Annotated in this window: 18 protein-coding genes; 12 read left to right on the top strand and 6 right to left on the bottom strand. The window is 74.3% G+C overall.

Translation table 11 applies throughout. The features are described from left to right. Positions 1–24 precede the first annotated feature (24 nt). A complete protein-coding gene (locus tag ACFWBN_RS18880; RefSeq protein ID WP_385178001.1) occupies positions 25–264 on the top strand; it encodes a chaplin in 240 nt (79 codons plus the stop codon). 85 nt (positions 265–349) lie between these two features. Here ACFWBN_RS18880 and ACFWBN_RS18885 read toward each other — a convergent pair whose 3' ends face one another. The 5 genes from ACFWBN_RS18885 to ACFWBN_RS18905 form a co-directional block, all read right to left on the bottom strand. Next, positions 350–700: a hypothetical protein gene (locus ACFWBN_RS18885; RefSeq protein ID WP_385178002.1), complete on the bottom strand. Its 351-nt coding sequence runs from the start codon at positions 698–700 to the stop codon at positions 350–352. Positions 701–891: 191 nt separating this feature from the next. Then, positions 892–2,082, bottom strand: a complete 1,191-nt coding sequence (locus ACFWBN_RS18890; protein WP_385178003.1) for a chaplin — start codon at positions 2,080–2,082, stop codon at positions 892–894. Between the two features lie 121 nt (positions 2,083–2,203). Then, positions 2,204–2,437 carry a chaplin gene (locus tag ACFWBN_RS18895; protein WP_385178004.1) on the bottom strand — a complete coding sequence of 78 codons (234 nt, stop codon included), beginning with the start codon at positions 2,435–2,437 and terminating at the stop codon, positions 2,204–2,206. Positions 2,438–2,672: 235 nt separating this feature from the next. After that, positions 2,673–3,083 carry a rodlin gene (locus ACFWBN_RS18900; protein ID WP_385178005.1) on the bottom strand — a complete coding sequence of 137 codons (411 nt, stop codon included), beginning with the start codon at positions 3,081–3,083 and terminating at the stop codon, positions 2,673–2,675. 118 nt (positions 3,084–3,201) lie between these two features. Further along, positions 3,202–3,399, bottom strand: a complete 198-nt coding sequence (locus tag ACFWBN_RS18905) for a chaplin (protein WP_385178088.1) — start codon at positions 3,397–3,399, stop codon at positions 3,202–3,204. 225 nt (positions 3,400–3,624) lie between these two features. Here ACFWBN_RS18905 and ACFWBN_RS18910 point away from each other — a divergent pair, with 225 nt between their 5' ends. The 9 genes from ACFWBN_RS18910 (at position 3,625) to ACFWBN_RS18950 (ending at position 14,969) form a co-directional block, all read left to right on the top strand. Next, positions 3,625–4,722, top strand: a complete 1,098-nt coding sequence (locus tag ACFWBN_RS18910) for a DUF3344 domain-containing protein (RefSeq protein ID WP_385178006.1) — start codon at positions 3,625–3,627, stop codon at positions 4,720–4,722. 19 nt (positions 4,723–4,741) lie between these two features. Further along, positions 4,742–5,941 carry a glycosyltransferase gene (locus ACFWBN_RS18915; protein WP_385178007.1) on the top strand — a complete coding sequence of 400 codons (1,200 nt, stop codon included), beginning with the start codon at positions 4,742–4,744 and terminating at the stop codon, positions 5,939–5,941. Continuing rightward, positions 5,938–7,470: an exopolysaccharide biosynthesis polyprenyl glycosylphosphotransferase gene (locus tag ACFWBN_RS18920; RefSeq protein ID WP_385178008.1), complete on the top strand. Its 1,533-nt coding sequence runs from the start codon at positions 5,938–5,940 to the stop codon at positions 7,468–7,470. Before ACFWBN_RS18915 ends, ACFWBN_RS18920 begins: the two co-directional genes overlap by 4 nt. After that, a complete protein-coding gene (locus ACFWBN_RS18925; RefSeq protein ID WP_385178009.1) occupies positions 7,470–8,876 on the top strand; it encodes an O-antigen ligase family protein in 1,407 nt (468 codons plus the stop codon). Before ACFWBN_RS18920 ends, ACFWBN_RS18925 begins: the two co-directional genes overlap by 1 nt. Before the next feature lie 347 nt (positions 8,877–9,223). After that, positions 9,224–10,990 (top strand): murein biosynthesis integral membrane protein MurJ, encoded by a 1,767-nt coding sequence (murJ, locus tag ACFWBN_RS18930; RefSeq protein WP_385178089.1) that lies wholly within the window; start codon positions 9,224–9,226, stop codon positions 10,988–10,990. Continuing rightward, positions 10,980–11,756: a polysaccharide deacetylase family protein gene (locus ACFWBN_RS18935; protein WP_385178010.1), complete on the top strand. Its 777-nt coding sequence runs from the start codon at positions 10,980–10,982 to the stop codon at positions 11,754–11,756. The genes murJ and ACFWBN_RS18935 overlap by 11 nt, the downstream gene beginning before the upstream one ends. Next, entirely contained in the window at positions 11,753–13,012 is a 1,260-nt protein-coding gene (locus ACFWBN_RS18940; protein WP_385178011.1) for a glycosyltransferase, read from the top strand. The genes ACFWBN_RS18935 and ACFWBN_RS18940 overlap by 4 nt, the downstream gene beginning before the upstream one ends. Before the next feature lie 29 nt (positions 13,013–13,041). After that, positions 13,042–13,830, top strand: coding sequence for a lipopolysaccharide biosynthesis protein (locus tag ACFWBN_RS18945; RefSeq protein ID WP_385178012.1), 789 nt, complete (start codon positions 13,042–13,044; stop codon positions 13,828–13,830). Then, positions 13,827–14,969 carry a GNAT family N-acetyltransferase gene (locus ACFWBN_RS18950; protein ID WP_385178013.1) on the top strand — a complete coding sequence of 381 codons (1,143 nt, stop codon included), beginning with the start codon at positions 13,827–13,829 and terminating at the stop codon, positions 14,967–14,969. Before ACFWBN_RS18945 ends, ACFWBN_RS18950 begins: the two co-directional genes overlap by 4 nt. Before the next feature lie 5 nt (positions 14,970–14,974). On the opposite strand, the gene ACFWBN_RS18955 is transcribed toward ACFWBN_RS18950, so the two are convergent. Further along, positions 14,975–16,612 (bottom strand): glycosyl hydrolase, encoded by a 1,638-nt coding sequence (locus ACFWBN_RS18955; protein ID WP_385178014.1) that lies wholly within the window; start codon positions 16,610–16,612, stop codon positions 14,975–14,977. 294 nt (positions 16,613–16,906) lie between these two features. Between ACFWBN_RS18955 and ACFWBN_RS18960 the strand changes: the two genes are divergently transcribed. After that, positions 16,907–18,388: an ATP-grasp domain-containing protein gene (locus ACFWBN_RS18960; protein ID WP_385178015.1), complete on the top strand. Its 1,482-nt coding sequence runs from the start codon at positions 16,907–16,909 to the stop codon at positions 18,386–18,388. A gap of 58 nt (positions 18,389–18,446) precedes the next feature. Continuing rightward, positions 18,447–19,715, top strand: a complete 1,269-nt coding sequence (locus ACFWBN_RS18965; RefSeq protein ID WP_385178090.1) for an NAD(P)-binding domain-containing protein — start codon at positions 18,447–18,449, stop codon at positions 19,713–19,715. The last annotated feature ends 2 nt before the right edge of the window (positions 19,716–19,717 follow it).

Here is a 19,717-nt window from a genome sequence, read left to right on the forward strand (position 1 = left end):
CATCGAACAGAAGGTGCACTTCCCATGAACTCTGCCAAGAAGGCCGCCCTGGTCCTGGCCACCGCCGGTCTCGCTGCGGCCGGTGCCGCCGGCTCCGCCGTCGCCGACTCGACGGCCGAGGGCGCGGCCGTGGGTTCCCCCGGTGTCCTCTCCGGCAACCTGGTCCAGGTTCCGGTCCACATCCCGGTCAACGTGTGCGGCAACGCCGTCACCATCATCGGCCTGCTGAACCCGGCGTTCGGCAACTTCTGCGTCAACGACTGACGTAGTCGCACACCCGACTGTGGGCGCCCCGGCCTCGCCGGTGGCGCCCACAGTCGTATCGGTGCCCCCTTCGGGGGGAACCGGCTCAGCCGTTGTCGGCACCGCCGTTGAGCTTCACGCCGCCGAGCATCGGGGAGGCCTGGGTGGCGCCGTTCGCGAGGCCGAGCACCTGGCCGGGGACGTCGTTGCGGACCTTGTTGACCTTCTGGACGGTGCCCACGACCTTGTGGACGCCTTCGCCCTGCTCGGCCAGGCCGTTGCCCACGGTCTGCGGGAGGGACTCGGTGACGGGGTTGATGGCGTCCACCGTCTCCATCACCCCGCTCGTCAGGCTCATGGGGGGCATCGCCGGGGCCTCGGCCGCGAAGGCGGGGGCCGCGGCGCCGAGGGCGGCGACGGATCCGGCGACGACAGCGGCGACCTTCGTGAGCTTCATTATCGAAATCCTCATTCTTTTCGAGAGCAGAGGCGTCAGCGGCGACCGTCGCGCCGCTTTCGCCTTGGCTAACGATTCCCCGCCGCTACGGAAACGCGGTCGAGCGCGGCGAGGAACGGGCATGACAGCGGCCGGAGAATCCGACAAGGGATTCTCCGGCCGATATTTCTTCTGATTACCGGTCATGCCGGTCAGGCGATACGCGACCGCCGGTACAGAATCGCGCCGCCCAGGATCAGGGCCGAGGCGAGGGCCGCCGCGGCCGCGGGCTGACCCGCGCCGGTCTGCGCGAGCACGGGCGCGCTCACGTGCGCCGGAGCGGGGGCCTGCTGCTGCGCCGGGACGGGCGCGGGAGCAGGTGCGGGCGCCGGAGCGGGGACGGGCGCCGGGGGCAGGTGGACGGGGACGTCACCGGCGGGGGCGGCCGGGGGCTGGTCGGCCGGCGCGGGGGCCGGGGCCGGGTGCTCCACGGGCTGGCTGCCGTGCGGCGGCCGGGGCGCGGGGGCATCGTCCACGACGGGGGCGGGAGCCTCCGGAGCCGGCGCGGGCGACGGGGCCGGCAGCGTTACGGGCGCCTCCTCGACCGGGGCCGGGACGGGCACCGGGGCCGGAAGCGGTACGGGTGCCTCCTCGACCGGTGCGGGGAGCGGCTGGGGTGCCTCCTCGACCGGCGCGGGGGCGGGCTGCTGCTCCGGCGGCGCGGGCGCCTCCCAGACCGGGGCGGGCAGCGGGGCCGGGCGCTCCGCGACGGGCTCCGGCTTCGGGTGCGGCCGTTCCGGCGCGGGGGGCGCGTGGTGGGCCGGCGGGGGCGGGGTGGACTCGGGGTGGTCGTCGCACTCCTCCTCGCCCTGCTCCCCGCCGGGACCGCCGTAGCCGTCCTGGTGGTCGCCGCCGCCCTGGTGCCGCGGCTCCTCCCGGGGCTGCTCCCACGGCTGTTCCCGCGGCTGCTCGTGGTGCCGCTCCTCGCCGGGGCCGCCGTAGCCGCCCTGGTGGCGCGGTTCCTCCCGGCGCTGCTCCGGCACCGAGTGGCGCCCCTCGCGCTCCTCCAGGTAGCGCTCGAAGGCCTCGGCGTTCTCGGGGCTGAGGTAGCGCCCGTAGTCGTGGCCGTCGTCGGTGTGCGAACCGGTCGACGTGGCGCACGTGTTCCCCATCGCGGGGTTCAGCGCGGCACCGCCGTCCACACTGTTGCCGCACACGTTCGGGGCGAAGGTGACCGGTACCGAGACGCTGTTGCCTGCCAGCACGCCCGGCGAATGCGAGGCCTCGGCCGTCGCTCCGGGGTGTGCGTAGGCCGCGCCGGTCGCGATCGACAGCAGACTCGACGCGGCCGCCGCCGTGAGCATCCCCTTGCCCAGTACCTGTCGGCTCAGTACCTGTCGCATGGGTCCTTCCCTGTCTACCGGCACGGAAGCCGGTGCTGAATCGAAGGCGGCCCCGGAGTGCACCGCCGTGCACTCCGAGGCCACCCCGAGGGGGCGTGCCCTTGCGGGCTCAAGCGCTTCGTCAGCGGTTGATGCAGGTGTTGCCGAACGCGGGGTTCAGCAGCGCGATCACGTTCACGGTGTTGCCACAGACGTTGATCGGGATGTTGATCGGGACCTGCACCACGTTGCCCGAGAGGACACCCGGGGAGCCCACGGCCTTGCCCGCGGCGTCGGCGTCGGCCATGGCGGGGGAGGCGGCACCGGCGGCCATCAGAACGCCGGCGGCCAGCACCACTGCCTTCTTGTACTTCATTTGATTTCAATCCTTCCCGCAGAGGCGTATCCACTGCAGAAATAACAACGAGCGGCTCGGAGAAAAGAAACCGCGCATTTTCGGCGGCCGGCCGGTAATTCACCCCAATGCCCTGCGTCAATTCGGGGTGGCCGGCGGATTTTCATCGCAATTCCCAGGGCCACGGCCGGGCCCTACATGCGGCGAGGCCGCCGCGACCCGGAGGTGCGGCGGCCTCGCTGGCGCGGGCCTCGGATCAGCTGCCGGCGGAGACGTTGCCGGAGAGGATCGGGATGTTGTCCAGGATGTGCGAGAGGGCCTCGTCGCCCTTGGCCTGGGTGGAGTTCTCGGTGCACTGCTGGTTCTGCGGGTTGGACAGGACCGGGATGTCCTGGACGCCGACGTTGAGCAGGGCGAACAGGGACTGCACGTTGGCCTTGGCGGGCAGGGCGATGCAGGGCTTGTTGAAGGAGCCCTGGATCAGCGCCATCTGCGGGCTCATGTTGCCGTAGGTGGCCTGGTTGCCGTAGATCTGCGACGCGCCGTTGCCGTTCACGGTGGTGATGCCGGCGTCGTTCCCGATGGCCATCGCCTGCGGCGCCATGGCGGCACCCATGCCCACAGCCGAGGCTGCAACCGCTGCCGTGGCCATCATCTTCTTGATCATTGTCGTCCCTTTTTTGCAGGATTGCCCGGTGCTGGAGCACCCGGATCAACGCCCCGCGACCCGCTCGGGTTGCGTGACTTCACTCGGATGCCGCCGTTTCGGACGGCGTTGTTGACGTTCAGGCGTTCACGCAGGTGTTGCCGAACGCGGGGTTCAGCAGGGCGATCACGTTCACGGTGTTGCCGCACACGTTCACGGGGACGTGGACGGGGACCTGGACCAGGTTGCCGCTCAGGACGCCGGGGGACTCGGCCGCGATGCCGTTCGCCGTCGCGCCGCCGTCCGCGGAGGCGAGGCCCGCGCCGCCCATCAGCATGGCAGCGCCTGCGACGGCCAGGGTGGTGCCGCGCACCAGCCTCTTCTTCATCTCCGTTTTTCCTTTCGGTTCGAACAATGGTGCAACTCATAACGACCCGCCCGCTTCGAGGGTGCGTGCTATCGCCCAAAAGGCCGTACGAGCGAGTCCGACGTGATTTCCAGCCCGATTTCTGACAAAGTTCACTCCTGTTTTGTCCCCTTGATCGAAAATGGAGACAGGGTCATGGGTTCCTCCCGCAGAATCCTCGGCACGCTCGGTCTGCTGTCCTGCCTCGCACTTTCCGGGAACGTTCCCGCGGCGGTGGCCGCGGCCCCGGCTCCCAAAGAATTGCCCCGCGTTCCGTTCACCCAGCGTTACCAGGCCGTGCAGCACGGCGGGCTGGTGCGCGCCTCCAACTCCGGCATCAGCTGCCGCAAGGAGGAGTCCCCGCAGGCCGAGCCGTGCGCCGACGTGAAGCGCGGCGCGGCCGGCGTCAACAGCGACTTCGAGATGTTCTACAGCGAGGTCGACAAGGACCCGGACACCTACAACTCCACCCGGGCCGAGCTCAAGGTCCCGCAGGGCGCGAAGGTCTCGTACGCCCGTCTCTACTGGGGCGGGAACCTGCGGGTGGGCGAGCAGAAGCCGCCGGAGGACAACGGCCGGGTGCTGGTCGCCGAACCGGGCGGCGCCTACCGGGAGGTCATCGCCGACACGGTGATGGGGCACCGCACGGACGCGGGCAGCGATGCCTATCAGGCCTCCGCCGACGTGACCCCGCTGGTGCGCAAGGGCGGCGCCGGGATGTGGACCGTGGCCCAGCTGAACATCGCCATGGGCCACTCCGAGGTGGGGGCCTGGGGCGGCTGGACGCTGGTCGTCGCCTACGAGCACCCGCAGGAGCCGGTGCGCCGGATCTCGCTGTGGGACGGCTTCGAGGGGCTCGCCGGCCGCCCGGGCGCCGGCGACGGGCTGGTCGAGCTCGACGGCCTGGACGCGCCGGCCGGGTCCGCGGGGCGGGTCGGGGTCGTCGCGTACGACGGGGACCGGGGCGTCCTCGGCGACTCGCTCACCGTGACGGCCGACAGCGGCCGCCGGGTGAGCCTCAGCGATCCAGAAAATCCTTTTAATGATGTTATGAATTCCACGATCACGGAATTCGGACATCAAACGTCCGTACGGCAGCCAGATTATATGAACAATCTCGGATACGACGCGGACGTGTTCGATCTGAGTCCCGCCCTGTCCGGTGGCGCCCGCAGCCTGAGTTTCAGGTTCACGGGTGAAGGCCAGGGTCATTTCCTCGGTGTGCTCTTCGTTCAGACAGACGCGCGCCGCTGAACGCAGGAGACCACTGCTCGTGCCCACACAGCATGGGGCCGCACAGCCCACGACCGTCCTCCATCTCACCCAGCCCGTCGAGGGCGGTGTCGCCCGCGTCGTCGTCGACCTCGTCCGCGCACAGTCCGCGGCGGGCCTGCACACCGTCGTCGGCTGCCCCGGCGGCGGCATGCTCGCCGACGCCGCCCGCGAGGCCGGCGCCGAGGTGCTCGCCTGGCGCGCCGGGCGGGCCCCAGGGCCCGGCCTGCCCGCCGAGGTGATCGGCGCCAGGCAGCTGCTCCGCCGCGTCCGCCCCGACCTCCTGCACGCGCACAGCGCCAAGGCAGGACTGGCCGGCCGGCTCGCCGCGCGCGGCTCCGTACCCACCGTCTTCCAGCCCCACGCCTGGTCCTTCGACGCCGTCGGCGGAGCCACCGCCGCACTCGCACTGCGCTGGGAGAGGTACGGGGCCCGCTGGGCCGACCGGGTGCTCTGCGTCAGCGAGGCCGAACGCCGCGCGGGCGAGTCCGAGGGGATCACCGCCCGCTGGTCGGTGATCCGCAACGGCGTCGACCTCGACCACTTCCGGCCCGGCGGCCCCGACCCCGGGCAGGACAAGGCCCGGGCCCGCGCCGCCCTGCCGCTGCCCGCCGCCTTCCGGGGCGGCCTGGCAGACGGCGGACCGCTCGCCGTCTGCGTGGGCCGCGTCTGCCTCCAGAAGGGGCAGGACATCCTGCTGCGGGCCTGGCCGGAGGTGCTGGGGACCGTCCCCGACGCCCGTTTGGCCCTCGTCGGCGACGGGCCCGACACCGAACGGCTGCGCCGCACCGCCCCGCCCGGGGTGCTCTTCGCGGGCGCCGCCTCCGACATCCGACCGTGGCTTCGGGCCGCCGATCTCGTTGTACTGCCGTCGCGGTGGGAAGGCATGGCGCTCGCCCCGCTCGAAGCCATGGCCTGCGGCCGCCCGGTCCTGGTCTCCGACGTCAGCGGTGCGCGGGAGAGCCTGCCGTCCGGCCAGGGACGGCTGTGCCTGGTACCGCCGGAGGACCCGACGGCGCTGGCCAAGGCCCTGGGACGGCTGCTCGCCGAACCGCGGCTCCTCGCCGAACTCGGGGAGCAGGCCCGGCAACACGCCCGGACCGACTTCGACGTGCGGCGGACCACGGACGCGGTCACCGGTCTGTACCACGAACTGCTGGGCAGGCCCCGGCCCTTGAACCAGGAGCGCATCAGCCGATGACGATGGACAGCGCACCCGCCCGGCACACCGGGCAGGGCGGCACGGGGCCCGCCGGCGGCAGCGCCTTCGCGCCCGCGCCACTGGGCGGATCCCGCCGTTCCGCGACCGCCATCCACCCCCCGCGCGGACCCAGGGCCGACCGGGCCCGGACCGCCGTACGCCCGGGACGGAGCCGCCGCGGGAGTACGACGGGGCTGCTCCCGCTGCTCACCGCCGACGGGCTGGCCGCCGTACTCACCGCGACGGCCCTGCCCGCGGGGTCCCTTCCGCTCGCCGCCGCCGCGCCCGTCGCCGTCCTGCTCGCCGCGCTGCACGCGCAGGCCGGGCTCTACCGGCCGCGGCTGGCACCCTCGGCCCTGCTCGAACTGCCCGTGCTGGCCGGGCGGGCCGCCGTCCTGTGGTGCGGGGCCGGCGCGGTCGTGGCCGCCGTGGATCCGGGCCGGGCCCTGGGCTGGAGCGTGCTGCTCACCGCCGTGTGCCTTCAGGTCGTACTGACGTGCGCAGGACGCGGGTTCGTCAACCTGCTCCACCGCCGCACCGCCCTGCGCAGGCCCGCCTCCGCCCTCGTCGTGGGACCCGGCGCCGGGGCGGCCGCGGTCGCCGCCGCCCTGCACGGCCGCCCCGAGTACGGGCTGTGCCCCGTCGGGCTCGCCGACACGGCGGCCCCCGACGGCGAGGACAACGGCGCCCTGCCCGTGCTCGCCACCCATGAGGACATCCGGCGGGCGGTCATCCAGAACTCCGTGCGCCACGCGGTGTTCACCCGCCCGCCCGAGGCCGACGAGCGCACCGCCTCCCTGGTCCGGCTCTTCCGCGACCACGGCTGCCGGCTCTGGCTCGCCGACCCGGCCGGCACCGCCAAGGTCACCGGCATGCGGGTGGCGCACCCCGCCGACCAGCTGTGGGGCTACGCCGTCCAGCCGCTGCTGCCCCGCCCGGCGCGGCCCCTGGAACGCTGGGCCAAGCGCGGCCTCGACGCCCTGCTCGCACTCTTCGCGCTGGTCGCCGCCGCGCCCGTGATGGCCGCGTGCGCGCTGGCCGTACGGATCTGCGACGGCCCCGGTGTGATCTTCCGGCAGGAGCGGGTCGGCCTCTACGGGCGCCCCTTCACGCTGCTGAAGTTCCGTACGCTGCGCGCCGACGAGCACGAGTCCGCGACCCGCTGGACGGTCGCCGGGGACCGCGGGATGAGCCGGGTCGGCTCCTTCCTGCGCAAGTCCTCGCTGGACGAGCTGCCGCAGCTGTGGAACGTCGTACGGGGTGACATGAGCCTGGTCGGTCCCCGCCCCGAACGGCCCTTCTTCGTCGCCAAGTTCACCACCGTCCACCCCGGCTACGAGGCCCGGCACCGGATGCCCGTCGGCATCACCGGCCTGGCGCAGATCAACGGCCTGCGCGGGGACACCTCCATCGAGGACCGGGCCCGCTTCGACAACCACTACATCGACACCTGGTCGCTGTGGCAGGACCTGTGGATCCTGGCCCGCACCGCGGCCTCCTTCTTCCGCTTCAGGCTGGGGGGCAGCTGATGAGCCTTGCCGTATCGGTGAACCGGGTCCGGCGGCCCGATGTGCGGGGCCTGCTGCGCAGCCACTGGCCGCTGCTGCCGCTCGCCGCGACCGTGCTCTTCCTGCTCGCCCCGCTCCCGGCGGGGGACGCGACCGCCTCCGGGAAGGTCGGCCCGGCCGACGCGGCCTCGCTGCTGCTGGTGTTCGTCTGCGCGGTGCAGGCGCTGCGCGGCCGCGTGCGGGAGCTGACCCCGCTGGGCGTGCTCGTGCTCGGCCTGCCCGCCGTCGGGCTCGCGGTCGCGACGGTGACCGCGGGGGATCCGTACGCGGCCCTGCCGGGCTTCGTGCGCTACCTCCAGGTCTTCGTGCTGGTCCCGGCGGCGGTGGTGCTGCTGGTGCGCGACGCGGGGGAGTTCCGGATCGCCGCCGGATGCTTCGTGGTGCTGGCGCTGGTCCAGGGCGCGGTGGGGGTCGTGCAGTACGCGACCCACACCGGGGCCTCCTACCAGGGCCAGGACATCCGGGCCGTGGGCACCTTCGGCCCCGGTGACGTCATGGGCATGGCCACGGTGGTGGCGTACGGGCTGGTGGTGGCGACCGCCGTCGCGCTGGCACCGGGGCTGCCGCAGCGGATCCGGCGGATCGCCGGGATCTCGGCGCTGGCGCTGGTGCTGCCGCTGGTGCTGTCGTTCAGCCGGGGCGTGTGGATCGCCACCGCCGGCGCGGCGGTGCTGGTGATGGGCATGGCCGGGATCCGGCGGGCCCTGAAGGTGCTCGTCGCGCTGGCCGCGGCCGGGGTGGTCCTGGTGGGCGGGCTCGGGGTCGGCTCCGACATGGTCGCCGAGCGGCTGACCTCCATCACGCAGGTCTCCAGCGCCCCCGACCAGTCGGTGACCGACCGCTACACGATGTGGGCCGCCGCCGGGTCGATGTGGCGCGAGCGGCCGGCGGCGGGGGTCGGGCTGAAGGGCTTCCCGGCCCACCGCGACGGGCACTCCTCGCTGGGGCTCTCCTCCGGCAGCGACACCGCTGGCGCGGGGCAGGCGTACATCCGCCAGCCGCTGCTCTCCCCGCACAACATGTACCTGCTGATCCTGAGCGAGCAGGGGCTGATCGGGCTGACCGCGCTGGCGGGCGGCTGGGCGGCGCTGCTGGTGGCGGGGCTGCGCCGGTACGCGTCCGGCACGGCCCACGCCGTCCGGGACTGCGGCCTGGTCGCGACCGGCCTGTTCGTGTGGCAGCTGACCGACTTCCTCTACGCGGACATCGGCGGCCCGTCCACCGTCCTGACCGGGGTGATCATCGGCCTGGCCGCCTGGTGGGCCCTCCCCTCCCGGGCGGATGCCGCCGCCTCCGGCCCCGGCCTGCGGGGCGCCTCCCGCGCGGCCGTACGGGGCCCGGTCCCTGAGGGTTCGAGCGGCCGGTGACGGACACCACGCCCTGGCGGCCCGCCTCCGGCCCTCCGGCCGGGGCGGGCCCCGCCCGCGTCCCGGGCGGCCCCGCCGACGCCGGCACCGTGCCGGATCCGCCCCCGGGTCCGCCCCGGGATCCGGTCCTGCCCGGCCGCCCCCCGGTTCCGCCGGATCCCGGTGTCGTCGCGTGGGCCGTTCCGGGCCGCAACTCCGCCGCGGCGGAGCCCCGTTCCGGCCCGCCGGCGCGCGGCCCCGTCCTGCCCGGCGGCCGCCCGCCGGCCTCGACGGATCCCGGGTTCGTCGCCGGAGCCGTGCCGGGGCGGGACGGCTCCGGCGCGGACCGTCCGGGCGACGGATCGGCGCTGCCCGGCGCCCCGCAGCGGCGGAGCGTTCGCGTGGCCGCGCGGGCCGCGTCCGGGCGGGCCGCGGCGCCGGCGCCCGGCTTCGCCGGTGCGTCCAGGGGGGTGGACGGCGGGGCCGGGCCGGGCCGGATCGGCGAGGCCCCCGCATCCGGTTCCCCCGGCGGGAGCCCCCCGCTCGGGCGGTTCCTGGCCAAGGCCGCCGCCGTCACCGCCGGGCTGACCGCCGCCGGGGCGGTGTTCGGGCTGGTCCGCGACCAGACCATCGCGCACCTCTTCGGAGCCGGGCACGACAGCGACGCCTTCCTCATCGCCTGGACCGTGCCCGAGATGGCCTCGACGCTGCTCATCGAGGACGCCATGGCGCTGCTGATGGTGCCCGCCTTCAGCCAGGCGCTGGCCCGGCGGGCCGCGAGCCGGGCCGGCCTCACCCGCAAGGAGGCCCGGGCGCAGGACCCCGTACGGCTGCTCGTGGGGGCGACCCTGCCGCGGCTCGCGGTGTTCCTGGCCGCCGTGGCCTCCGTGCTCGTCGTGGCCGCCCCGGCCGTCGTCGCCGTCCTCGCTCCCGGCCTGCCCGATCCCGAACTGGCCGTCCAGTGCACCCGTATGACGGCGCTGACCGTGCTCTCCTTCGGGCTCGCCGGATACTTCAGCGCCGCCCTGCGGGCCCACCGCTCCTTCGTGCCGCCCGCCGCGATCTACGTCTCCTACAACATCGGCATCATCGGGACGATGGTGGCCCTGCACGCCGTGTGGGGCGTCCGGGCCGCCGCGGCCGGGGTCGCGGTCGGCGGGCTGCTGATGGTCCTCGTCCAACTGCCCGCCTTCATCCGGAACGTGGGCTTCGGCCCGTCCCGGGCCAAGGGCGCCCCGCGCAGCCAGCGCGACCGCGACCGGCCCACGCTGATCGCCTTCGGTGTCATCGCCCCCGTCATCTTCTTCGCCGTCTTCCGGCAGTCGCAGGTCCTGGTGGAGCGGTTCCTCGCCGCCTCGCTCCCGCCCGGGGCGATCTCCCACCTGAACTACGCGCAGAAGGTCGCGCAGATGCCGATGGTGCTGTCGCTGATGATCTGCACCGTCACCTTCCCGGTCGTGGCCCAGGCCATGGCCGGCGGGGAGCGGGAGAAGGCCCGGCGCCGCGTCGAACAGGACCTCGCGCTCGCCTCCCTCGCCGTCCTCATGGGCACCGCCCTCGTCATCGGCTACGCGCCCCAGATCATCCAGGTCCTCTTCGAACGCGGTGCCTTCACCCACGCGGACACCCTCGCCACCGCCGACGTCATGCGGGTCTACGGACTCGGACTCCTCGGCCACTGCCTCGTCGGGGCGCTGTCCCGGCCCTTCTTCTCGACCGCCCGGCCCACCTGGTTCCCGGCGTTCGCGATGGGCGCCGGACTCCTCGTCAACATCGTGGCCGGAGCCCTCGCCGTCGGCTGGTGGGGCACCTACGGCCTTGCCGCCGCAAACGCCGTCGGGATCTCCACCGCCGCCGCCCTCCTGCTCACCGGCCTCGGCTCGCGGATCATCGCCATCCAGGTCCGCCGGGTCGCCGTCAGCATCGGCCGGCTCGCCGTCTCCGCGGCCGCCGCCTGCGGCACCGGCTGGATCGCCGGGCCGATGATCCCCGACCCGATGCTCAGCGCCGCCCTCGGCTGCCTGCTGGTCCCCGCCATGTTCGGCGCCACCGGCATGGCCATACGCGCCCTCGAAGTCACCGCCCTGCCCGGTCAGATCTCCCAGTTCACGCAGAGGTTCCGCAATGTCCGCTGACACCGACTCGGCGCCCGCCGCCGTGGTGGTCCCCGCCCGCCGGACCGCATCCCCGTGGGTCCTGATGTACCACTCGGTCGCCGAGTTCACCGACCCCGCCGAGGACCCGTACGGGATCACCGTCACCCCCCGCACCCTGGAGGCCCAGCTGCTGTGGCTGCGCTCCCGCCGCCTGCGCGGGGTGTCGGTCGGCGAACTGCTCCGGGCCCGCGCGGCCGGGCGCGGGGGCGGGCTGGTCGGGCTGACCTTCGACGACGGCTACACCGACTTCCTCACCCACGCCCTCCCGCTGCTCGACCGCTACGACTGCACCGCCACCCTCTTCGTCCTGCCCGGGCGGCTCGGCGTGGACAACGTCTGGGACCCGCTGGGCCCCCGCAAGTCCCTGCTCACCGCCGAGGGCATCCGCGAAGTCGCCGAGGCCGGGCAGGAGATCGGCTCGCACGGGCTGCTCCACCAGGACCTCACGGTGGCCGCCGACGACGTGCTCCAGCAGGAGCTGCGGGGCAGCCGCGACCTGCTGCGCGAGCTGACCGGGACGCTGCCCGAGGGCTTCTGCTACCCGTACGGGCACCTCGACGCCCGGGTCGTCGCCGCCACCCGGGACGCCGGCTACGGCTACGCCTGCGCCATCGACCCCGGGGGGCTCGCCGGCCCGCACGCCCTGCCCCGTACGCACGTCAGCCAGGCCGACGGCGGCGCCCGGCTGCGCGTCAAGCAGCTGCGGCACCAGGTGCGGGAGCTGCGGCGGGGGGTGCGCAAGTGAGGGCCCTGCACGTCATCACCGGGCTGGGGGTCGGCGGCGCCGAGCAGCAACTGCGGCTGCTGCTGCGGCACATGCCCATGCGGTGCGACGTCCTGACGCTGACCAACCCCGGGCCGGTGGCCGAGGGGCTGCGCGCCGACGGGGTGCGGGTCGTGCACCTGGGCATGCGGGGCAACCGGGACCTGGGGGCGCTGCCCCGGCTGGTCAGGTTCATCCGGCGCGGCCGCTACGACCTCGTGCACACCCACCTGTACCGGGCCTGCGTGTACGGGCGCCTCGCGGCCCGGCTCGCGGGCGCCGGGGCGGCCGTGGCCACCGAACACTCCCTCGGGGAGGGCGAGATCGAAGGACGGCCGCTTTCGGGCGGGGTCCGGGCCCTGTACCTGGCGAGCGAGCGGCTGGGGGCGGCGACCGTGGCCGTCTCGGACACCGTGGCCGCCCGGCTGGAGGGGTGGGGGGTGCCGGCCGCGCGGGTGCACGTCGTCCCGAACGGGATCGAGGCCGTCCGCTTCCGCTTCGACGAGGGCGTACGGCGGTCCACCCGGGCCCGGACCGGGCTGCCGGAGCGGGCCTTCGTGGTCGGCGGGGTCGGACGGCTGGTCCCGGGCAAGCGGTTCGACGTACTGGTGCGGGCCGTCGCGGCGCTGCCGGGGGCGCACCTGCTGCTGGCGGGGGACGGGCCCGAGCGGGCCCGGCTCCGCTCGCTGGCGGCGGAACTCGGCGCGCAGAGCCGGATCCACCTGCTGGGGGAGCGGGATCCGCTGGGCGACAGCGCGGACGGGCGTACGCCGGGGATCCCGGCGCTGCTGGCCGCCATGGACGTCTTCGTGTCCCCGTCGCGGGAGGAGGCGTTCGGGCTGGCGGTCGTGGAAGCCCTGGCCGCGGGACTCCCGGTGCTGCACGTGACGTGCCCGGCGATCGACGACCTGCCGGCGGCGCAGGCCCCGGGCGCGCGGCGGATCGGGACCGGCACGGAGGAGCTGGTCGCGGCCCTGCGCGGCCACATGGAGGCGGGCGCCCGTCGGCTGCCGCCGCCGCCGGTGGTCCGCCGCTACGACATCGCGCGCAGCGCGCGCCAGCTGCTGGACGTCTACGACCTGGCCCTCTCGTCCCCTCGGGGCCCTGCCCCGGCCCCCGCGCCTCTGGCCGTACCGGGGGCTGCGCAGGCCGAGCCGGGCTCCGCCCAAGGCCCCTGGGGCTCCGCCCCAGACCCCGCGCCTCAAACGCCGGCGGGGCTGGATCTGACCACCCCGTAACCACTCCCTCCACCCAGGAAGGCACGCTCATGGCTGACACCACCGATCAAAAGAAGACCGAGAAGAAGACCGAGAAGAAGACCGAGAAGAAGAGCGAGACGAGGGCCGAGAAGAGGGCCGAGAAGAGGAGCGAGCGCCGCGCTCGGCGGCGGCCGGTGCCGCCCGCCTGGTGGCCGCTGCCCGTCTGCGCGCTGCTCGGGCTCGCCGCAGGCGGGGCGTACGGGGTGCTCAAGACCCCCGAGTACGCCGCCACCAGCTACGTCGTCGCCGTGCCGGACGACACCACCGAGCCGGCCACCGCCCTCGGCTTCGCCCAGGCCTACGCCCGTATCGCCACCGGCAGCTCCACCCTCGCCTACGCCCAGCCCCGCGCCGGCATCGACGCCCGGAAGCTGCGGACCCAGGTGCGGGCCGAGACCTCCCCCGAGTCCCCGATGATCGCCATCACCGGTACCTCGACGAGCCCCGCCGAGGCCGCCGACATCGCCAACGCGGTCGCCGACGCCCTGTCGCTGAGCAGCAACCAGGCCGCCAAGAACACCGGCGTCCAGCTGATCCTCTTCAACCAGGCCGTCGCGCCGAGCGACCCCGCCTCCCCGTCCGCCCCCATCAGCGGCGCCGTCGGGATGTGTGCCGGCGGGCTGTTCGGCGGGCTGTGGCTGCTCGCCCGGCCCGGCGGCCGCCGCAAGCAGGAGGAGACGGCACCGCAGGTGGTGGCCGAGGTGGCCGAGGGGCGCGAGGGCGTCGTCGAGGAGTACGCCTCGCTCCCCGCCCAGGGTGAGCCCACCGAGACCAAGGAGAAGGAGTCCGTGCGATGACGTCGGGCTCCACCGGGGCCCTGTCGGTGACGCTGTGCCGCGACCCCCGGCAGTTCGCCGCGCTGGAGGAGCCGTGGAACCGGCTCCTGCGCGGCTGTCCCACCGCCACCCCCTTCCAGAGCCACGCCTGGCTGCACTCCTGGTGGCTGTCGTACGGGAAGGAGGGCCGGCTCCGGGTCCTCCTCGTGCGGCGCGGCGAGGAGCTGGTCGGCGCGGCCGCGCTGATGCTCGTCCACCGGCCGATGCCGCTGCTGGTGCCCCTCGGCGGCAACATCACCGACTACTTCGACGTGCTCGTGGCATCCGAGTACGCCGACCAGGTCGTCCCGGCGCTGGCCCGCGGGCTGCACCGGGCCGCCCGGGGCGCGGTGGTCGACCTCCGCGAGGTCCGGCCGGGGGCTGCGGTTGAGGAGCTCCACAAGCACTGGCCCGGGGCCGCCGCCCGGCTCGCCGACTCCACCTGCATGGAGCTGCCCGCGCTGCCCTTCGACGAGCTGGTCAAGCGGATGCCGGCCTCCGGCGCCCAGCGGGTCCGGGCCAAGCTCCGCAAGACCGACGCGGCCGGGATCGAGGAGCACGAGGTCACCGAGCAGGAAGTGCCGCGTGCCGTACGGACCCTGCTGCGCCTCCACGAGAAGCAGTGGCGCGGCCGCGGGGTGACCCCCGAGCACCTCAGGCCCCGCTTCGCCGAGCACCTGACCCGGGCCACCCGGCGGATGGTGCGGGCCGGGGAGGGCCGGCTGACGGAGTTCCGGCTGGACGGGAAGGTGGTGGCGGTCAACGTCACGCTGCTGTCGGCCGGGCTGAGCGGCGGCTACCTGTACGGGGCCGACCCGGACCTGCGCACGCGCAAGGTGGACGTGGCGACGCTGCTGCTGCGCTACGAGGCCGGGCGGGCGCTCGCGGAGGGCCGGCCGGTGGTGAGCTTCCTGCGCGGCAACGAGCCGTACAAGAACCACTGGCGGCCCGAGACGGTGGTCAACCAGCGCTTCCTGCTGGCCACGACCGCGCTCACGCCCCTGCTGCGGCTGCACGAGTCGCAGGTGACGGGGCGCGAGCGGGCGGTGGACGCGCTGCGGGAGGCACTGCCGGCCGCCAGGGACTGGCGGGCGCGGCTCAACGAACTGCGGGTGCGATGACCCGTCTAGAAGGGCCAGAAGCCGGAGTCCTTGCCCCAGTCGAGCTGTACGCAGACCGACTGCTTGCCGACGAGCTTGGAGAGCCACTCGCCGAAGTTGAGCGGGATGCACCACTGCTTGGTGTTGACCGGCGCGGGCTGCGTCGGCGCGGGCGGCGGGGTCGGCGTGGGCGTGGACTCGGGCTTCGGCACCAGGGGGCTCGGCGCGACGGGCGAGGGCGCGGGCGTCGGGACCTCGGGAGCGGGGACGAGGGGGCTCGGGCCGACCGGGACCTCGGGCGTGGGCTCCAGCGGGCTCGGGGTCACCGGAACCGGTGCCTCCGGCGACGGGTCGAGCGGGCTCGGGGTCACGGGCAGCGGTGCCTCGGGGCTCGGGGCGACCGGGCTCGGGGCTTCGGGGCTCGGGGCTTCGGGGCTCGGAGCCACCGGGCTCGGGCTCACCGGGAGCGGTGCCTCGGGCGAGGGCTCGGGGATCTCGGGGGCCGGGACCTGAGGGCTCGGGGTCTGGGGTGTGGAGACCTCGGGCGTGGGGATCTGGGGCGTCGGGATCTCGGGGGTCGGGATCTGCGGCGTCGGGATCTGGGGCGTGGGGATCTGGGGCGTGGGGATCTGCGGGGTCGGGATCTGCGGCGTCGGGATCTCGGGAGTCGGGATCTGGGGCGTGGGGATCTCGGGGACCAGCGCGGCGCGGAAGACCCTCGAGGACTCCGGGTTCTCCTTGCACTGCCACACGCCGTGCGGGCAGTAGTCGGTGATGGTGTGGTAGATCGGCTTGTGCTGCGCGATCCACTTCAGCATGCGCCGCACGTACTCCGGATTGTCCCCGCGCCGGAACAGCCCCCACTCCGGGTAGGAGATCGGCTTGCCGTGTGCCTTCGCGAAGTCGACGTGCTTCTGGAGCCCGTACGGCTGATCGATCTGGTCGTCGAAGCTCCGCCCGGGCGCCTGGTCGTACGAATCCATCCCGATGATGTCGACCACGTCGTCGCCGGGGTAGCACTTGGTCCAGCCGATCGCGTCCTTCCCCCTGTTCGGGGCGAAATCGAACTTGAACTTCTGTCCGGGCACCGCGCGCATCGTGTTGACGATGCGCCTCCAGTACGCCTTCCAGTTCTCCGGATCCGGCCCGCAGCGGTGGGTGTAGGTGACGCCGTTCATCTCCCAGCCCAGCACGATGACCGTGTCCGGGATGCCCAGCGACACCAGCCGCTCGGCGAGCTTCCGGAAGTGCCGGTCGTAGTGGCCCGCCGCGCCCGCCCCGATCAGCCGGGCCACCTGGTAGTCGGGGACCCGGCCCTCGTTCCGTGCCTGCATGGGCACGTTGAGGACGAACATCCGGTCGTCCCGGGCCCGGCGCCACTCGGCCCAGTCCTCCAGGAAGTCGACATTGCCCTCGATGCCGCCCCACCTGTCTCCGGGGAGGTAGGTGTGACCGACCCGGATCTCCTTGCCGCCCAGCCACCGCGACAGGTACGGGATGCGGGCCACCCCCGGCGGGCCGTAGTCGAGATAGGCGCCCATGGCGATGTCCGGGCCGTGGGGCAGGTCCTCCTGGGGTGCCGCGAGCGCGGCTCCGGTCGCGAGCAGTCCGGCCGCGACCGTACCGACGCAGGTGCTCGCCAGTCGGCGGCGTGGTCTGGGCATGGCGTCTCCCGAGCTTTCCTGAATCGGTGTGCTTACCAAAGACGTTAGGCATCAGATCTGACGATTGGCCTGTCCGGTGACAGCTGCGTAGGCCATTCGCATCTGCGCATCCTCCCCGCTTGGTCCGACTAGGTGAAAGACACCGTTGCCATGCACGCGTATCTCAACCATGTGCCCGCAGTTCTGCTCAGACTCGATCGGAATCCGTTCCACCACGGAACCCTTGGCGCCGTCAGATCCCTTGGCCGCAAGGGCGTGGAGGTCCATGCCGTCGTCGAGGCCGGGGGAGGTCCCATGGGGCGTTCGCGCCATCTGCACGCCGTGCACGCGGGGCCGGAAGGCGGGCTGGACCCCGAGGCGCCGGAGGCGCTCCTGGAGTGCCTGACCGGGGTCTCGGAGCGGATCGGCAGGCCGGCCGTGCTCGTTGCCATGGACGACCTGAGCGCGATCACCGTGTCCCGGGTCGCCCCGATGCTGATGGACCGTTACCGGATTCCCCATCAGCCCGACAACCTGCCCGCCCGGGTGGCGGACAAGGCCGAGCTGTCCCGGCTCTGCGCGCGCTGGGACATTCCGCACCCGGAGACCGTCGTCCCGGCGAGCGGGGCCGAGGCGGCGGAGGCCGCCTGGCGGCTCGGCCTGCCCGTGGTCGCCAAGTGGAGCAGGCCCTGGCTGCTGCCGCCCGGGGGCGCCGGGCTGCGGAGCACCACGCTGGTGCACACCGCCGCCGAGGCGCGCCGGCTGTACGAGCGCTCGGCCGAGGCCGGGAGCCGGCTGCTGCTGCAGCGGTTCCTGCCGGCCGGGCCGGACACGGACTGGTTCTTCCACGGCGCCTTCGGCCGGGGCGGGCATCCGCTGCTCGTGGGATCGGGCCGCAAGGAGCTGTCCTGGCCGGTGCGGACGGGGCTGACGGCGGTCGGGCGCTGGCTGCCGGACCCGGCGGTGGAGGAGGCGGGGCTGCTGCTGGCCGAACGCCTCGGCTACCAGGGGATCCTGGACCTGGACTTCCGCCGCGACGAGTGCGGCACCTTCCGGCTGGTGGACTTCAACCCCCGGCCGGGGGCGCAGTTCCGGCTGTTCACGGACGCGGCCGGGCTGGACGTCGTACAGGCGATGTACCTGGATCTGACGGGCCAGCGGGTCCCGGCCCCCTCGGGCGGACCGGGCCGGGTGTTCGTCGCCGAGAACTACGCGCTCCTGGCGGCGGTCCGGGGCGGTTCCCTGCCGCGTCGCCCGGCGGCGGGCCCGGCGGATCAGGCGGGGCCGGCGGTGTCGGCGGGGCCGGCGGTGTCCGTGCGGCGGCCCGGACCGGGCTCGGTCCCCTCGCCGTCTCCCGCCGGAGACCCCGCCGGGCAGGGCGCGGACCGCGCGACGGACCCGGTACGGGTGACGCAGCCCCGCAACGGCCGCTGCGCGGACGCGGCTCCGGCTCCGGCGACGGGTCAGGCCGAAGGCGGGGACGGGACACCCGCACCGGCCGCGCCCGTGCGGGTGTTGCCGAAGGCCGAGCGGGCGCGGGTCGAGCTGGCCTGGTTCGCCGTGGACGATCCGATGCCGTTCCTGGCGATGCTCGCCGCGTTCCTCGGGCGGGGCGCGGGGAAGGGGGCGCGGGCGCTGCGCGGAGTCCCGGGCCACGGTCGGCGCACGGCCCGCGCCGCGGTCCGGGCGCCCCGCCAGCGCGGCGGCCCGGAGCAGCCCGCCGCCCTGGGGGGCCCGGCCTCCCGTCCGGCGCCGCCGGAGGCCCCGGCGGCGCCGGACGAACTGGTCACCCGGTAGCGACAGCGACCGGGCCGAGGACGCAGACGATGGAGCTGAAGGGACAGCCGTGACGCGGATGGACGATCTCGTGGTGGTCGGCGCGGGCCCGTACGGGCTGTCGATCGCCGCGCACGCTGCGGGCGCGGGGCTCGACGTGCGGCTGCTGGGGCGGCCCATGGCGTCCTGGCGCGACCACATGCCCGACGGCATGTACCTGAAGTCGGAGCCGTGGTCCTCCAACCTGTCCGCGCCGGGCGAGCGCTACACCCTGGCCGACTACTGCGCCACCCGCGGAATGGTCGCGGAACACGGCACTCCGCTGCCGATCGGCACGTTCAGCGAGTACGGGATGTGGTTCGCCCGGCACGCGACGCCCGAGGTGGAGGAGGTGACCGTCACGGAGGTGAGCCCGGAGGGCGACGGCTTCCGCGTCCGCACCGCGGAGGGGCCGCCGCTGCTCGCCCGCACGGTCGCCCTCGCGGTCGGGGTGATGCCCTTCGTCCACGTCCCCCCGGCGCTGCGGGACCTGCCGCCGGCCCACTACTCCCACAGCAGCGACCACCGGGACCTGTCCCGCTTCGCCGGCCGCGAGGTCGCCGTCCTCGGCGCCGGGCAGGCGGCCCTGGAGACGGCCGCCCTGCTGGCCGAGCAGGGCGCCCGGCCCTGCCTGGTGGCCCGGCGCTCCCGGCTGAACTGGAACACCGTGCCGCAGCCCCTGAGCCGGCCGCCGCTGCGCGCCCTGCGCGAGCCGCACAGCGGGCTCGGCACCGGCTGGCGCAGCTGGGTGTGGTCCGAGCTGCCCTGGGCGGTGCGCCGGCTGCCCGCCCCCACCCGGGAGCGGATCGCGGCGACCGCGCTGGGCCCCGCCGGGGCCTGGTGGCTCCGGGACCGCTTCGAGCGGCGGGTCCCCGCCCTGCTCGGGCACCACCTGCACCGGGCCGTCGCGGTGGGCGGGCGGACCAGGCTCGGGCTGACCACCAGGTCGGGGGAGTCCGTGGTGCTGGACACCGCGCACGTCATCGCGGCCACCGGCTTCGCCCCGGACCTGGTCCGGCTGGAGCTGCTCGACGCGGGGCTGCGGGACGCGCTGGAGACCGTGGGCGACAGCGGGACGCCGGAGCTGAGCCCGGGCTTCGAGTCCTCGTGGCCCGGGCTGTTCTTCGCGGGCCTGCTGACGGCTCCCTCATTCGGCCCTTCCATGCGATTCGTGCACGGTGCGGGCTTCACGGCGGGGAGACTGGTGAGAGGAGTCCGCAAGCGCCTCGGCGCCAGGGGTCCGCTGCCGGGTTCCACCACGACCTACGACCGGGCTGCCTCCGGGCAACCCCAGACGTATCTGCGGTGAGA

Source organism: Streptomyces sp. NPDC059989 (assembly GCF_042736975.1).
In the GTDB taxonomy this organism is placed as follows: domain Bacteria; phylum Actinomycetota; class Actinomycetes; order Streptomycetales; family Streptomycetaceae; genus Streptomyces.

Bases quoted from the DNA above. Each gene is read 5' to 3' on its own strand.
- ACFWBN_RS18890 (WP_385178003.1), bottom strand. From the start codon at position 2,082: ATGCGACAGGTACTGAGCCGACAGGTACTGGGCAAGGGGATGCTCACG.
- ACFWBN_RS18935 (WP_385178010.1), top strand. From the start codon at position 10,980: ATGTCCGCTGACACCGACTCGGCGCCCGCCGCCGTGGTGGTCCCCGCC.
- ACFWBN_RS18895 (WP_385178004.1), bottom strand. From the start codon at position 2,437: ATGAAGTACAAGAAGGCAGTGGTGCTGGCCGCCGGCGTTCTGATGGCC.
- ACFWBN_RS18900 (WP_385178005.1), bottom strand. From the start codon at position 3,083: ATGATCAAGAAGATGATGGCCACGGCAGCGGTTGCAGCCTCGGCTGTG.
- ACFWBN_RS18960 (WP_385178015.1), top strand. From the start codon at position 16,907: ATGGGGCGTTCGCGCCATCTGCACGCCGTGCACGCGGGGCCGGAAGGC.
- ACFWBN_RS18945 (WP_385178012.1), top strand. From the start codon at position 13,042: ATGGCTGACACCACCGATCAAAAGAAGACCGAGAAGAAGACCGAGAAG.
- ACFWBN_RS18965 (WP_385178090.1), top strand. From the start codon at position 18,447: ATGGACGATCTCGTGGTGGTCGGCGCGGGCCCGTACGGGCTGTCGATC.
- ACFWBN_RS18885 (WP_385178002.1), bottom strand. From the start codon at position 700: ATGAAGCTCACGAAGGTCGCCGCTGTCGTCGCCGGATCCGTCGCCGCC.
- ACFWBN_RS18955 (WP_385178014.1), bottom strand. From the start codon at position 16,612: ATGCCCAGACCACGCCGCCGACTGGCGAGCACCTGCGTCGGTACGGTC.
- ACFWBN_RS18910 (WP_385178006.1), top strand. From the start codon at position 3,625: ATGGGTTCCTCCCGCAGAATCCTCGGCACGCTCGGTCTGCTGTCCTGC.
- ACFWBN_RS18925 (WP_385178009.1), top strand. From the start codon at position 7,470: ATGAGCCTTGCCGTATCGGTGAACCGGGTCCGGCGGCCCGATGTGCGG.
- ACFWBN_RS18920 (WP_385178008.1), top strand. From the start codon at position 5,938: ATGACGATGGACAGCGCACCCGCCCGGCACACCGGGCAGGGCGGCACG.
- ACFWBN_RS18905 (WP_385178088.1), bottom strand. From the start codon at position 3,399: ATGCTGATGGGCGGCGCGGGCCTCGCCTCCGCGGACGGCGGCGCGACG.
- ACFWBN_RS18880 (WP_385178001.1), top strand. From the start codon at position 25: ATGAACTCTGCCAAGAAGGCCGCCCTGGTCCTGGCCACCGCCGGTCTC.
- ACFWBN_RS18950 (WP_385178013.1), top strand. From the start codon at position 13,827: ATGACGTCGGGCTCCACCGGGGCCCTGTCGGTGACGCTGTGCCGCGAC.